Genomic DNA, 13,485 nt, shown 5'->3' on the forward strand with positions numbered 1-13,485 from the left:
GGGATGCTGAAAGCGAACTACCATAGACGCTAAAATTTTAGAGATCTGGTTCGTGATGCGCTGCACCCGAAACCATCATCATCCGCGCAGGCGGATGATCCAGTACGCCGTGACGGCTGTGAAGATGGCGGGGCCGCGGCGTACTGGATGCCCCGCCTTCGCGGGGCATGACGAGATAGGGGAATAAAACAAATCCGCCGGAGACGTGGCCCCCGGCGGATCGTTCCTTGTCAGCGTGTTACGCTTTACGCCCTCATATTCGCCTTCACCGCCTCTGCCGTGATCGGCAGCGAGCGGATGCGCGCACCGCAGGCGTTGAAGATGGCGTTGCCGAGCGCGGGCGCGATCACCGTCACCGCCGGCTCGCCGACGCCGGTCGGCTTGTCGCCATTGGCGATGACGTTGACGGCCACTTCCGGCGTCTGGCTCATCCGCAAGGGGGTGTAGGTATCGAAGTTGGTCTGCTCGATACCACCATCCTTCAGCGTCGCCTTCTCGTACATGGCGAGCGAAAGGCCCCACAATGCCGCGCCCTCGACCTGGGCGCGGATGTTGTCGGGATGCACCTGCATGCCGACGTCGGTGGCAACGGTCAATTTCTTGACCTTGACCTCGCCGGAGGCTGACACAGCAACATGGGCCACGCACGCGGTCCAGCTTGCGGTTGCCCGCTCCTGCGACGAGACGCAGGCGACGCCCATGCCCTCGCCCTTCGGCAGTTTGGTGGTGCCGTAGCCGGCCATGCCCATCGCCGCCAGCAGCGTGTTGCGCAGGCGCTGCGCACCGCCGTCGTTCTTGCCTTTGCCGTCCAGCAACGCGATGCGGTACTGCGCGGGATCCTGGCCTGCCGCATGAGCGAGTTCGTCGATCATGCTTTCGACCGCCCAGAAGGTCCAGCCCGGAGCCACCGACCGCAACTGCCCCGACGGAGTGGCGTTGTGCGCCATCTCGTTCTTGATCGCGCGGACATTGTGATTGGGCACGGAATAGAAGAAATCCGCGCCGTTCACAGTGAAGGCATCGAGCGGGCCCTTCTTGTCGACCGAAGGCGACAGGAAGTCCGGTATGCCCCACCGCTGGGTCGGCCACGCACTGACCACGTCGTGATTGAGCGCAATCAGCTTGCCGTCGCCATCGAGACCCGCCTTGACCTTCTGGAAGGTCAGCGGGCGCGAATAGTCCATGGTCATGTCGTTTTCGCGGCTGTAGATGACCTTGACCGGCTTGCCGACGGCCTTCGCCGCCTGCACCGCGGGCACCATCATGTCGGCGTCGAGACGCCGGCCGAAGCCGCCGCCCAGCCACATCTGGTGCATCACGACGAACTTGGGATCGATCCCGGCAGCACCCGCCGCGATCGCGCCGGAGCGCGTCGCAAACTGGTTGCCGGAATAGATGTGCAGGATATCGCCCTTGAACTCGGCGGTGGCGTTCATCGGTTCGAGCGGCGCATGGATGTTGATGCTGGTGGTGTATTCGGCCTCCAGCACTTTCGCCGCCGTCCCGAATGCCGCCGCAGTGTCGCCGTCCTTGACGAAGAACTGCCCGGAATCATCAAGCGCCTGCAGCCGCTTCGCTTCGTCGATCAACGACTGGCTCGACAGCTTGGCGTTCGGACCGTTGTCGTAAGTGATCTTCAACGCGTCGGCCGCCTTGCGGGCGTTGGCAAAGGTGTTGGCCACCGCCACCACCCAGCCGGTGGTGCTGCCGGTCTTGTCGTCGAGCGTGATGGCCTTGATGAAGCCCGGCACCTTTTTCGCAGCAGCATCGTCGACCGATTTCACCGTGGCGCCGAAGCGCACCGGCGGCGTGACCACCTTGCCGTAGACCATGCCCGGCAGCATGACGTCGATGCCGTACTTCGCCGTGCCGTTGATCTTCGGAGGGATATCGAGCTGCGGAACCGAGACGCCGACCATCGTGTACTGATCGGGCGTCTTGAGCTTGATCGCCTTGAGTTCATCCGGCGTGAAGGTCTTGGTGATCTTGCCGCTCTTGACGATTTCGGCAAACGTCATCGACTTCTTCGACTTCGGATGCGAGACGGTGGAGTTACGCACCACCAGCTCGCCGGCCGGCACGCCCATCACGGCGGCTGCGGCTTCCGTCAATGCGATACGTCCCGCGGCGCCCGCGCGGCTCATCGCATCGAAGTTCATCATCGTGCTCCAGCTGCCGCCGGTAATCTGCGCGCCGAGCACGGGGTCGTTGAACTTCGGATCGTTGGAGGCAAGCTGGACCCGCATGTCCTTCCAGTTCGAACCGAGCTCTTCGGAAACGATCTGCGCCATGGTCGAGGCGATGTGCTGGCCCATGTCGGCCTTGCCGCAGGTGACGGTCACGAGGCCGTCGGGACCGATCGAGTACCACACGCTGGGTTCGAAAGCGGAAGGCGCGGCCAAAGCCTGATCGATACCTGGAACGGCGGCATAACCGAGCACGAGGCCCGTGGCCGCGGAGCCGACCAGGAACGAACGGCGGCTGAGATCGGTGGATGGGATTTTCACGTGCGTATTCATGTTGCCCTCCGCTCGGTGCCGGCGTTGGAGGCGGTACGCATTTCGGACGCGGCGCGCATGATCGCCTTCTGAATGCGCGAATAGGTCATGCAACGGCACAGATTGCCATCCATATGCGCGACCACTTCGTCCTTGGTCGGGTTGGAATTCTTGGAAAGCAGCGATGCCGCCTGCATGATCTGGCCGGACTGGCAGTAGCCGCATTGCGGGACCTGCTCGAGGATCCAGGCCTTCTGCAAGGGATGATCGCCCTTGGCGGACAGGCCTTCGATGGTGGTGATCTTCTTGCCGAGCGCGTCGCTGACCGAGGTCTGGCAGGAGCGAACGGCTTCGCCGTTGACGTGAACCGTGCAAGCGCCGCAGAGACCTGCGCCGCAGCCGAATTTCGTACCGGTCATCTGCAATTGCTCGCGGATGACCCAGAGCAGCGGCGTATCGTTGGACGCCTCGACGGACATATTCCGTCCGTTAATATTGAGATTAGGCATTGGCGCTTCCCCTTCCGGTGTTGGAGGCCGCTTACGGCGGCATCTCACTTTTGGGTATTGGCTGGCACCCACCGGGTCGATGCCAGTCGGCGCGAAGAATGATACCGAACTTTCCCGGAGGCAATCCAATTTGGAATCGTTCGAAACTATTTTTGACGATCGCAGTTGTGCGCTGCGATAGGGCTATCTCGTCGACACATCGATCAACCTCGTCGCCGCAGACGCATCTTCCGTTTCCGCATTTCCCAACGGCGAACGGATCGCGCTAGGATGGTGCAAGAGCGGAATTAGGCGTCATTGCTTCGGGAAAAACAGGCATGCCGACAATCAATCGTGACGGAGTCCGCATCTACTACGAAGTTCACGGCTCCGGCCCACCGCTGCTGCTGACCCACGGCTATTCGTCGACCAGTGGGATGTGGCAGGGCCAGATCGCAGCCCTGTCGAAGCATCACAAGCTCGTGTTGTGGGACATGCGCGGCCACGGCCAGTCCGGTTACCCCGAGGATACCTCGGCCTATAGCGAGGCGCTGACGGTTGACGACATGGCGGCGCTGCTCGACGCCGTCGGCGCCGAGCAGGCGATCGTCGGCGGGCTCTCGCTCGGCGGCTACATGTCGCTGGCGTTCTACCGCGCCCATCCGGAGCGTGTCCGCGCGCTCCTGATCATCGACACCGGCCCGGGCTTCAAAAAGGACGAGGCCCGCGAGGTCTGGAACAAGCGCGCGCATGATACCGGCGACCGCTTCGAGCGCGAGGGACTGGAGGTTCTGAAATCGGCCAGCCGGGAGCGCTCCAGCGTCACCCATCGCGACGCGTCGGGACTGGCGCGCGCCGCGCGCGGCATGCTCACCCAGCGCGATGCCCGCGTGATCGAATCCCTGCCCGATATCAAGGTGCCGTCGCTGATCGTGGTCGGCGCCGACGACACGCCGTTCCTCGCCGCCTCCGACTACATGGCCGCCAAGATTCCCGGCGCGCAGAAAGTGGTGATCCCGGCTGCCGGCCACGCCGTCAACATCGACCAGCCGCAGGCGTTTATCGATGCCGTGCTGCCGTTCCTCGACGGCCTCGATGCCAAGGCGACGCAGAAAGCCGCATCATGAAAACAGCCGTTGTGGTCCTGGCCCTGATCGCAGGCAGCTTTACGCAAGCTGCCGCGCAAAAACTGCCGCCGATCGGCGGCCCTTACCCTCCGCCTTTCACCGAAACGCTGTCGAACAACACGCCGCTGGCGTTCGGGATGGACGCCGACGAAGCCGCGCGTGCGCTCGGCACCCCGCTGCAGTATGTCAGCGGCCGTCCGGGCAACGAAATCTTCCTCACCTTCCGCAACATCGGCGGCAGCGGATTGTTCTACAAGAAGGACCGGCTGTTTCTGCAGTTCCGCAAGGGCAGGCTCGCCGGCTGGAAGGGCGACTGGGGCCACAACTGGATGTGGCAGTAGCTCTCGGCTCCGCAAATTCACGCAACCGACTTCGTGCGACCCAAAACAAGAAGGGATGACCCGTGGGACAGGATATCAAACTGACGGCTTCGGACGGTTTCAAACTGGGCGGCTATCGCGCCGATGCTTCGGGCACGCCGAAAGCGGCCATCGTGGTGATCCAGGAGATTTTTGGCGTCAATCACCATATCCGCTCGGTGTGCGACCGGCTGGCGGGCGAAGGCTATGTCGCGATTGCGCCGTCGATCTTCGATCGCACCCAGCCGGACTTCCAGTGCGGCTATTCGCCTGACGAGATTGCGACCGCGCGAAAGTTCATCGCCAATCCCGATTGGCCCGCGATGCTGCGGGATACCCAGGCCGCGATCGATGCTGTGAAGGATGTCGGCCCGATCGGCATCATCGGCTTCTGCCTCGGCGGCAGCATCGCCTATGCGGCAGCGACCAAGCTGTCGGGCCTGTCAGCGGCCATCGGCTATTACGGCGGCGCCGTCGTCCGCTTTGCCGATGACAAGCCGCAAGTGCCGACGCAACTGCATTTCGGCGAAAAGGATGCGGGCATTCCGCAGACCGATGTCGAGACCATCAAGGCCAAGCGGCCCGAGGTCGAAGTGCATATCTATCCCGGCGCGCAGCACGGCTTTCACTGCGACGAACGCGCAAGCTACGACAAGGCCAGCGCCGATATCGCCTGGCCACGCAGCCTGGGGTTTTTCGCGAAGCATCTAAAGAGATAAGGCGAACTTCTCCGCCGTCATTCCGGGATGCGCGAAGCGCAGGCCCGGAATCCATAACCACGATCGCGAGTATGGATTCCGGGCTCGTGCTATCGCACGCCCCGGAATGACGAGGCGGCGACAGCCGGAGTATCACTATCAGCGGACGCTTTCGTCCCGCCTCACTCGCCCTTGACGCCGGTTGCCTTCACGACATCGGCCCATTTCTCGGAGTCGCGGCGCAGGACTTTCTCGAACGTTTCCGCCGATCCACCCACCGGCACGAGGCTGAGCGTCTCGATCCCGGCAACGCCCTCGGGCGAGGCGATGATGCGGGCGAGTTCGTCCGAAAGCTTCTTCACGATCTCCTTGGGCGTTGCGGCGGGCACGAACACGCCGAGCCAGCCTTCGATTTCAAAGCCGGGGTAACCGAGTTCGCCCATCGTCGGCACGTCGGGCAACGCGGTCCTGCGCTTCTCGCCGCCCACCGCCAGCGCCCTGAGCTTGCCCGCCTTGATTTGCGCGCTCGCCGTGGTCAGGTCCTGGAACGCCGAGGTAACCGTGTTAGCGAGCAAGTCGTTCGTGAGAGGAGCCGAGCCGCGATAGGGGATATGGGTCATGTCGATATTGGCGGTCTTCTTGAGCAATTCGCCGTAGAGGTGGGACGTCGTGGCGTTGCCGAAGGTGCCATAAGGCTTGCCGGGGTTCGCCTTGGCATAATCGATCAGTTCCTTGACGGACTTGATCGGCTGTTGCTCGGGGACCACCAGAACGATGGTCGACAAGGCGATCTGGGTGACAGGCGCAAGATCCTTGAAGACATCGTAGGGCAGCTTCGCAACAAGGCTCGGCGCCTGAATGATCTGCGTAATGCCAATCAGCACGGTATGACCATCAGGCTGCGCCTTGGCGACGTTGTCGTTGCCGATCACACCGCCGCCGCCCGACTTGTTCTCGACGACGACGGGCTGCTTCCAGGACTCCTGCAATTTGTTGGCAAGCAAACGGGCCAGGACGTCGGTGGCGCCGCCCGCCGGATAGGGCACGACGAAGGTGATGCGCCGGCTCGGGTAGGGATCCGCCGCCGATGCCTGATGCGAAGAGGCACACAAAGCGGTCGCGGCGATGGAAACGAGCAACGCTGCCGCAGTCGCCGCGCGCACCGCGCGAACCGGCAAATGATAGTTCATGGTCATACTCCGGATTGCAGGCACTTAACCGACAAACCGACGCGCCTAGATCTGACGACGCTCTTCTACATCGCTGCATTGCAACTTGGAATAAGGTTTCGGATGCGGACAGCGCATAGCGCTAATTTATCGCAACCAAAGCGGTTCGACACCGATGTACCGGGCGTCAACGAGACTTCCAGACACGTGCGAAGCCGTATGTACGCCACTGCAAGTTAGATGCAGAACCGCTGTGCGAAATGGATGATGAATTTTCTTGGTCAAATGCGCGGCATTTGCCTGACGCAACTGCTCAAGAAAACAGCCCGCTCAGATGACGGATCGATGAAGAGGCGTCACGCCCTAGAACCAGCGCTCGCTGACGAGCACGGTGTCGCCGGGACTGATCGGGCTGCCGGGCGGAACGACGAAGCGCGCCGTTCCCGACGCATCGGTGTGAGTGACCGTGACGCTATCGCGGCGGGCGCGCGGCGAAAAGCCGCCGGCGATCGCCACCGCGCTCTCCACCGTCATGTTGGGTACGTACGGATATTGCCCGGGCGCTGCGACCTCGCCGAGAATGAAGAACGGCCGATACGCCTCGATCTCCACCGCGACCGACGGGTCCCTGATGAAGCCGGCGCGCAGTTTCGCAGCTATCTGCGCCGCCAGTCCCGCCGTGGTCCGGCCGCGCGCCGGCACCGAACCGATCAGCGGCATCGTGATCGAGCCGCCGGCGTCGATCGCGTAGGTGTTGGTTAGGCCTTCCTGGCCATAGACAACGACGCGCAGCTTGTCCCCGGCATCGAGATGATAGGCCGCGTCGTATCGCACCGGCATGGGTTCGACATAGGCCACGGGGGCGGCAATGATAACGGGTGGTGGTGCTGCGCGTGGTGCCGAGGCGAAGGCAGCGCGAAGCGCGCCGATGGCGCCGCCGCCGGACTCGACCACGACCGCCTGCGGCGGCGGGCCGTTAGGCTGGCCATAGGCCATTGAATCGAGATCGCCTTGCGGCGCGACCGCGACCGGCCCGGTCGTGCGCATGCAGCCCGACAGAGCGAGCGCGGTGATGATCGCAGTGATCGGTATTCGAAACGCGCGCACAACCCGCACCGGAGCCATCCCTTAAAGCGAGACAGCTTTAGTCTTGCACCGGGTATGGTTAACAAAGGGTGTTTTGCGATCAGGGGTAGAGCGAATGAGACGCCTCGCCCCGTGCTTGCGGAGCGAGGAAACAAGGAGGCGGCCGATCAGGCGGTCACGCCGACCCCGATCGGGCACGACACGCCGGTGCCGCCCAATCCGCAATAGCCCGCAGGGTTCTTGGCGAGATATTGCTGATGATAGTCCTCGGCGAAATAGAATTCGTCCGATGGCGCGACCTCGGTGGTGATGGTGCCGAGCCCCTTCGCCGCCAGCGCCTCCTGGTACATCGCCTTCGACGCATCGGCGGCCTGGCGCTGCGCATCGCCGAAGGTGTAGATCGCCGAGCGATACTGGGTGCCGACATCGTTGCCCTGGCGCATGCCCTGCGTCGGGTTGTGATTTTCCCAGAACGTCTTCAGGAGCTGCTCGTAGGAGATCTTCTTCGGATCGAACACGACCAGCACCACTTCGGTATGACCGGTGCGGCCCGAACAGACCTCTTCATAGGTCGGATTGGGGGTATGTCCGCCGGCATAGCCGACGGCGGTCGCATGGATGCCGTCACCGAGTTCCCAGAACTTGCGCTCCGCGCCCCAGAAACAGCCGAGGCCGAACACCGCCTGCTCGAGGCCTGCGGGATAGGGCGGCTGCAGCTTGCGGCCGTTGACGAAATGCATGGTGGCGGTCGGTATCGGGCTGGCACGGCCCGGCAGCGCTTCGGCTGCACTCGGCAACGCGGTGGTCTTGCGCATGAACAACATGGAATACCTCCAGGCGGGGACATCGGCGAACGCAACAACGGCGCCGGCCGGTCGGACCTCTATATATGTCTTTACGCCGGATACCGCAGCCCCGTTACGCCGCGCTCCGAGGGCGGGCGGGCCGGGTCAGTCCCGCGAATAGCCGATCAGCGGCTTGCGGGGCCGGAACAGGATCATGAGCAGAATGCCGACCACGCCCAGCACGGCGAAAACCGGCTGATCGAGGAGGACCTTGATCACGCTGTTCCAGAGCCAGGGCGCGGTACCCTCGACCCAGGTCCGGAACGCAAGCTGGCTGGACTGATGAATGTCGTTCCAGAACTGGCCAAACCGGGTGAACCGCAGGGTCTGGTCGGCGACGAAACGGGCGCCGTCATAGACCATGAAGATGAATCCGCCGGCCAGGAGCAGCAGGCCGATTAGCCGGAAAAAACCGCGGATCATGCGTCACCTTATATCTATCGCCCCCAAAAGGCCGTCAGCCAATACCGGGGGCACCCCGGAAATTCAACCTCATCAGCACCTTACGCGCCCATTTCCGCCCTCCTCCCAGCCTTTCGGGGAGGGCGGAAAGCGTTGACGGTGCAGGACTCGCCCTCTATAAGACCCCCAATGGCGGCGGGCGCAATCCCGCCGCCGCTGTTCTTTGAGCAGCGCCGACTTCGGGGGCATTTTGGCTTCCGTCCATGGCATCCTCAAGAACGGCTACGTCAGAACACCCTGGAAAACACAACCAGCGTCGATCACGCAATTTGAACGGCCGGCGCGCTCAAGCCCGACCACCCGAGCGATGACAGCCGAAGGATAGTTGAGAACATGGCCAATACCACTTCCGCCAAAAAGGCGACCCGCAAGATTGCCCGCCGCACCATCGTCAACAAGTCGCGCCGCACGCAGATGCGTGGCGCGGTGCGCACCGTCGAGGAGGCGATCAAGAGCGGCGATCGCGAGGCGGCACTTAAGGCGATGAAGCACGCGGAACCGGAACTGATGCAAGCCGCACAGCGCAACATCATTCACAAGAACAATGCGAGCCGGAAGGTGTCGCGCCTGACGCACGCGATCGCCAAGCTCGCGAAGTGAACTGACAGAAATAGATTTTCGTCAAAAGCCCGGCCTCGCCGGGCTTTTGTTTTTTCGATCATGCTGGCGTGCGAGCATGATCCCGAAAATCCATCTCGCCACGCGCGTGCACCCTGTTGCATTTCGGGTTCACGCTGAACTGCGTGCCCTGGATTGACTGTGACAATTCAATTGTCCCATTGCTGAGCACCGCCTTACGTGTCACATTTCTAACGCCCGTAGTTTTACGAGGTGCCGTTTGTTGCACCAGCGTTGTCGTGCGCATGTGCGAGAAGCTTGAGCGCTACGGCTGGCCGATCCGACGCCAGCTTCTTCTGCCCGCATCACTGCCGCGCTGGGTTACCCTGAAAAACAATTCCGAAAAACTTCGTCTCGCTAATCACTTATCCACATAGCGAGCACAAGCATTTTGAAAACTGGTCCCGGTAACCACGATTGTAACGGTTTCTTAAAAAATTTTGCGAGTGCAGCGAAAACTGTCACGCATGTCGGTGCCGCGCGATTCTGCGCGCGGATTCAAAAACTTGGTGTGGAGTTTCGCAATTGCAGTGTTGCAACACCGTCGAAGAGTCGGGCAGCGACGTCGAATCACGGATTGTCAGAAATCGCGCTTGGTGTATTTGTTACTCGTTCGCGACGTTCAAGGCTCTCCTGACCAGCGCGGTATGAGACCCAAGAGCGGACGTGCAAATCGGCGGCGGTGTGCGCGTTAGCGACGCTTTCCAAGCGAAGCTGAGTTGATAACTCATAGCAATATGAGAGTGGTTGTTCTGTGTCTAAATTTCCCGGCGTGGCGCTCGCGTTCAGCGCGCTCCGGACAAGGGGAATACGACAAGGGGACAAGATGCTTGCCAACGATGCAACGATTTGGAACGCGGAGATCGTGAACGTGTTGAAGACGACAGACTGAGATACGCGGCGGCGCAGCGGTCGGACAAGCGGATGTTCGGTAGCAGCAGACTGGCTTTGAAAACACTGGTGATGTGATTGCTCGCCGCGCGTTCTCGCGGTGAGAGGGGGAGGTACTATGCTTTACGGAATCAACGCGACATTCGGCACGCTCTTTTCCATCGAGACCGCTTCTGAGTCCCTGGACGACGTTTTCGGTCGTCCTCCCACGCGAACTCCGGCTAGACCGGCGAGTACGCGCTGACCTCGCGGTAGCCTCTCACTCCATCCAGCCTTTGATTTAAGCAACGGCGATTCCGCCGAACGCTCGATCCTTGTCTGGTGGCTGAAGCTCCGCGTCGAGGTCACGTCTGGCAGGAAACCTGCAAGGCAACCCGCCAGCCGATTTCCCAAATACCATTACTCTTTCAGAAAAGTTCTCAGGCAATGACAAATATGGAACAGGATCGCTGGTCGCGCGTGAAGGGACGATTGCGGACGAGTGTGGGCGAGGATGTCTACACGAGCTGGTTTGCGCGCATGGACCTGGAAGGCGTGCAGGACGAAAGCGTGCACCTGTCGGTTCCGACCCGGTTCCTCAAGAGCTGGATCCAGGCGCACTATGCCGACCGTGTCCTGACCTGCTGGCAGGCCGAGATGCCGGAAGTGCACCGGATCGATCTCACCGTGCGGACCGCAATGCGCTGCGCCGCGCCCGCCAAGGAAGTCACCGCACCGGCCGATCAACGCCGCACCGAGCAGGCCAATGGCCGGCCCGCGCCGGAATTGCGTGCGACTGCGACGGCGCCGGTATCCGCCAGCCATGATGCCCTCGGCGGCTCGCCGCTCGACCCGCGCCTGACGTTTGCAAGCTTCGTGATCGGCCGCTCCAACACGCTGGCCCATGCAGCCGCGCGCCAGGTCGCCGAAGGACGCCGCGGCGATCCCGTGATGTTCAACCCGCTCTACATTCACGCCGGCGTCGGCCTCGGCAAAACCCACCTGCTGCAGGCGGTGACGTGGGCCGGCAATTCGGGGAGCGAGCGCAAGGTGCTCTATCTCACCGCCGAGAAATTCATGTACGGCTTCGTCGCCGCGCTGAAGACGCAGACGGCGCTGGCATTCAAGGAGGCGCTGCGCGGCATCGACGTGCTCGTGATCGACGATCTGCAGTTCCTGCAGGGCAAATCGACCCAGGCCGAGTTCTGCCACACGCTGAATGCGCTGATCGATGCCGGCCGCCAGGTGGTGATCGCCGCCGACCGCCCGCCGTCCGATCTCGAGAGCCTCGACGATCGCGTGCGCTCGCGGCTGGCGGGTGGCCTCGTCGTGGAGATGGGCTCGCTCGGCGAAGAACTGCGGCTCGGAATCCTGAAGTCGCGCGTGGCGGCTGCACGTGCGCATCACGCAAGCTTCGACGTGCCGGAAGCGGTGCTGGATTATTTGGCGCGCACCATCACCCATAATGGCCGCGACCTCGAAGGCGCCATCAACCGCCTGCTCGCCCACTCCAAGCTGAACAATCAGCCGGTGACGCTGGAAATGGCCGAGCGCGAGGTCCGCGACCTGATCCGTCCGCAGGAACCGAAGCGGATCAAGATCGAGGACATCCAGCGGGTGGTCGCCCGGCAGTACAATGTCAGCCGTTCGGACCTGCTGTCCTCGCGGCGGACCGCCAACGTCGTCCGGCCGCGTCAGGTCGCGATGTATCTGGCGAAGACGCTGACGCTGCGTTCGCTGCCCGAGATCGGCCGCCGGTTCGGCGGACGCGACCACACCACGGTGCTTCACGCCGTGCGCAAGATCGAGGCACTGGTGGCCCGGGATACCGCGCTGTCCGAAGAAGTCGAGTCGCTCAAGCGGCAATTGCAGGAATAGCGGCAACAGGAACAGCACCTGCCTCCTCCCCAACCTCTCCCTCCCCTGCTCCCAGGGGTGGGAGAATTTTTTTCTGCCGCTATTTTCTGCCGCAAAGGTGGGGAACGGGGGGCTGTCTCCCTTGCACCGGCGGGCCATCCGCGCCACCTTGCGGTCCCCCCGGGGGTTTGATCAAATCCGATCCTGATCCGGCTTTTCGGGTTTCCAATGCCGCGGCGCTGCCTTTACGGGCCGCCCGGCTTTTCCATCTCTGGCGGATATTGCAATGAAGGTCACCGTCGAACGCGCGCAACTGCTGAAATCGCTGGGCCACGTCCATCGTGTGGTCGAGCGCCGCAACACCATCCCTATTCTCGGCAACGTGCTGGTCCGCGCCGAAAACGCCAGGCTGTCGCTGAAGGCGACCGACCTCGACCTGGAGGTGACCGAAACGCTGGCGGCGGAAACCGCGACCGGCGGCTCCACCACCGTGCCGGCGCATATGTTTTACGACATCGTCCGCAAACTGCCCGACGGCGCGCAGATCGTGCTGGAAGCCGACGGCGACCGTGCGGTGCTGGCGATCCGCGCCGGCCGCTCGCGCTTCACGCTGCAGACCCTGCCCGAAAGCGACTTTCCGGACCTTGCCGCCGGCGACATGACGCATTCGTTCGCGCTGGCGGCTGCCGACGTCAAGCGCCTGATCGACCGCACGCAGTTTGCGATCTCGACCGAAGAGACCCGCTATTATCTCAACGGCATCTATCTGCACACGGCCGGCAGCGCCAAGGCGGCAACGCTACGCGGGGTAGCGACCGACGGACATCGGCTGGCACAGATCGACCTGCCGCTGCCAAGCGGCGCCACCGGCATGCCGGGCGTGATCGTGCCGCGCAAGACGGTCGGCGAGGTGCAGCGGCTGATCGAGGACAATGAGGCCGAAGTCAAAATCGAACTCTCGCAGGGCAAGATCCGCTTCACCCTCGGCAACGTCGTGCTGACCTCGAAACTGATCGACGGAACCTTCCCGGATTACGGCCGCGTCATTCCGCAGAACAACGACAAGGAACTGATCGTCGACAAGAAGGATTTTGAGGCTGCGGTAGACCGCGTCTCGACCATTTCCAGCGAGCGCGGCCGTGCGGTGAAGCTCGCATTGTCTTCGGGCAAGCTGGTGCTGTCGGTGACCAACCCGGATTCCGGCAGCGCCACCGAGGAACTGGAAGTCGAATACGCCTCCGACGCCCTCGATATCGGCTTCAACTCGCGCTATCTGCTCGACATCGCCGCCCAGATCGAAGGCGAAGTCGCCGTGCTGCGCCTCGCCGATCCCGGCTCGCCGACGCTGGTGCAGGACAAGGAAAATAAAGGCGCGCTCTACGTGCTGATGCCGATGCGGGTGTGAGGC

12 protein-coding genes are annotated in these 13,485 nt (G+C 62.7%); 6 read left to right on the forward strand and 6 right to left on the reverse strand.

Going from position 1 to position 13,485, the window contains the following annotated elements; genetic code table 11:
- Nucleotides 1-245 precede the first annotated feature (245 nt).
- Together IVB05_RS42240 and IVB05_RS42245 are read right to left on the reverse strand one after the other, a co-directional pair.
- Nucleotides 246-2,519: a molybdopterin cofactor-binding domain-containing protein gene (locus tag IVB05_RS42240; protein ID WP_247782083.1), complete on the reverse strand. Its 2,274-nt coding sequence runs from the start codon at nucleotides 2,517-2,519 to the stop codon at nucleotides 246-248.
- Nucleotides 2,516-3,007: a (2Fe-2S)-binding protein gene (locus IVB05_RS42245; protein ID WP_214492520.1), complete on the reverse strand. Its 492-nt coding sequence runs from the start codon at nucleotides 3,005-3,007 to the stop codon at nucleotides 2,516-2,518. Before IVB05_RS42245 ends, IVB05_RS42240 begins: the two co-directional genes overlap by 4 nt.
- Nucleotides 3,008-3,324: 317 nt before the next feature.
- On the opposite strand from IVB05_RS42245, the gene IVB05_RS42250 reads away from it, so the two are divergent.
- The 3 genes from IVB05_RS42250 (at nucleotide 3,325) to IVB05_RS42260 (ending at nucleotide 5,191) form a co-directional block, all read left to right on the forward strand.
- Complete coding sequence (locus tag IVB05_RS42250) at nucleotides 3,325-4,113, forward strand: alpha/beta fold hydrolase (RefSeq protein ID WP_247782084.1); 789 nt, start codon at nucleotides 3,325-3,327, stop codon at nucleotides 4,111-4,113.
- Nucleotides 4,110-4,454 carry a hypothetical protein gene (locus tag IVB05_RS42255; RefSeq protein ID WP_247782085.1) on the forward strand — a complete coding sequence of 115 codons (345 nt, stop codon included), beginning with the start codon at nucleotides 4,110-4,112 and terminating at the stop codon, nucleotides 4,452-4,454. Before IVB05_RS42250 ends, IVB05_RS42255 begins: the two co-directional genes overlap by 4 nt.
- 62 nt (nucleotides 4,455-4,516) lie before the next feature.
- Entirely contained in the window at nucleotides 4,517-5,191 is a 675-nt protein-coding gene (locus tag IVB05_RS42260; RefSeq protein WP_247782086.1) for a dienelactone hydrolase family protein, read from the forward strand.
- A 161-nt stretch (nucleotides 5,192-5,352) separates the two neighbouring features.
- Here the strand turns inward: IVB05_RS42260 and IVB05_RS42265 are convergent, their stop codons facing one another.
- From IVB05_RS42265 to IVB05_RS42280, 4 genes are all read right to left on the reverse strand, one after another.
- On the reverse strand, nucleotides 5,353-6,360 hold the full coding sequence (locus IVB05_RS42265; RefSeq protein WP_247782087.1) for a tripartite tricarboxylate transporter substrate binding protein: 1,008 nt from the start codon (nucleotides 6,358-6,360) through the stop codon (nucleotides 5,353-5,355).
- A 342-nt stretch (nucleotides 6,361-6,702) separates the two neighbouring features.
- Nucleotides 6,703-7,446, reverse strand: a complete 744-nt coding sequence (locus IVB05_RS42270; RefSeq protein ID WP_247787392.1) for a polysaccharide biosynthesis/export family protein — start codon at nucleotides 7,444-7,446, stop codon at nucleotides 6,703-6,705.
- A gap of 146 nt (nucleotides 7,447-7,592) precedes the next feature.
- A complete protein-coding gene (gene msrA, locus IVB05_RS42275) occupies nucleotides 7,593-8,249 on the reverse strand; it encodes a peptide-methionine (S)-S-oxide reductase MsrA (protein WP_247782088.1) in 657 nt (218 codons plus the stop codon).
- Between the two features lie 126 nt (nucleotides 8,250-8,375).
- On the reverse strand, nucleotides 8,376-8,693 hold the full coding sequence (locus IVB05_RS42280; protein WP_247782089.1) for a hypothetical protein: 318 nt from the start codon (nucleotides 8,691-8,693) through the stop codon (nucleotides 8,376-8,378).
- 372 nt (nucleotides 8,694-9,065) lie between these two features.
- On the opposite strand from IVB05_RS42280, the gene rpsT reads away from it, so the two are divergent.
- The 3 genes from rpsT (at nucleotide 9,066) to dnaN (ending at nucleotide 13,482) form a co-directional block, all read left to right on the forward strand.
- Nucleotides 9,066-9,332, forward strand: a complete 267-nt coding sequence (gene rpsT / locus IVB05_RS42285; protein WP_108512615.1) for a 30S ribosomal protein S20 — start codon at nucleotides 9,066-9,068, stop codon at nucleotides 9,330-9,332.
- Nucleotides 9,333-10,667: 1,335 nt separating this feature from the next.
- Entirely contained in the window at nucleotides 10,668-12,098 is a 1,431-nt protein-coding gene (gene dnaA, locus IVB05_RS42290; protein WP_247782090.1) for a chromosomal replication initiator protein DnaA, read from the forward strand.
- Between the two features lie 265 nt (nucleotides 12,099-12,363).
- Complete coding sequence (gene dnaN, locus IVB05_RS42295) at nucleotides 12,364-13,482, forward strand: DNA polymerase III subunit beta (RefSeq protein ID WP_247782091.1); 1,119 nt, start codon at nucleotides 12,364-12,366, stop codon at nucleotides 13,480-13,482.
- Nucleotides 13,483-13,485 lie beyond the last annotated feature (3 nt).

This window comes from Bradyrhizobium sp. 170 (assembly GCF_023101085.1).
In the GTDB taxonomy this organism is placed as follows: Bacteria; Pseudomonadota; Alphaproteobacteria; order Rhizobiales; family Xanthobacteraceae; genus Bradyrhizobium.

What these genes read in the sequence shown, in the direction of transcription:
- IVB05_RS42240 (WP_247782083.1), bottom strand. Translation starts at nt 2,519, where the DNA reads ATGAATACGCACGTGAAAATCCCATCCACCGATCTCAGCCGCCGTTCG.
- IVB05_RS42245 (WP_214492520.1), bottom strand. Translation starts at nt 3,007, where the DNA reads ATGCCTAATCTCAATATTAACGGACGGAATATGTCCGTCGAGGCGTCC.
- IVB05_RS42250 (WP_247782084.1), top strand. Translation starts at nt 3,325, where the DNA reads ATGCCGACAATCAATCGTGACGGAGTCCGCATCTACTACGAAGTTCAC.
- IVB05_RS42255 (WP_247782085.1), top strand. Translation starts at nt 4,110, where the DNA reads ATGAAAACAGCCGTTGTGGTCCTGGCCCTGATCGCAGGCAGCTTTACG.
- IVB05_RS42265 (WP_247782087.1), bottom strand. Translation starts at nt 6,360, where the DNA reads ATGAACTATCATTTGCCGGTTCGCGCGGTGCGCGCGGCGACTGCGGCA.
- msrA (WP_247782088.1), bottom strand. Translation starts at nt 8,249, where the DNA reads ATGTTGTTCATGCGCAAGACCACCGCGTTGCCGAGTGCAGCCGAAGCG.
- IVB05_RS42280 (WP_247782089.1), bottom strand. Translation starts at nt 8,693, where the DNA reads ATGATCCGCGGTTTTTTCCGGCTAATCGGCCTGCTGCTCCTGGCCGGC.
- rpsT (WP_108512615.1), top strand. Translation starts at nt 9,066, where the DNA reads ATGGCCAATACCACTTCCGCCAAAAAGGCGACCCGCAAGATTGCCCGC.
- dnaA (WP_247782090.1), top strand. Translation starts at nt 10,668, where the DNA reads ATGACAAATATGGAACAGGATCGCTGGTCGCGCGTGAAGGGACGATTG.
- dnaN (WP_247782091.1), top strand. Translation starts at nt 12,364, where the DNA reads ATGAAGGTCACCGTCGAACGCGCGCAACTGCTGAAATCGCTGGGCCAC.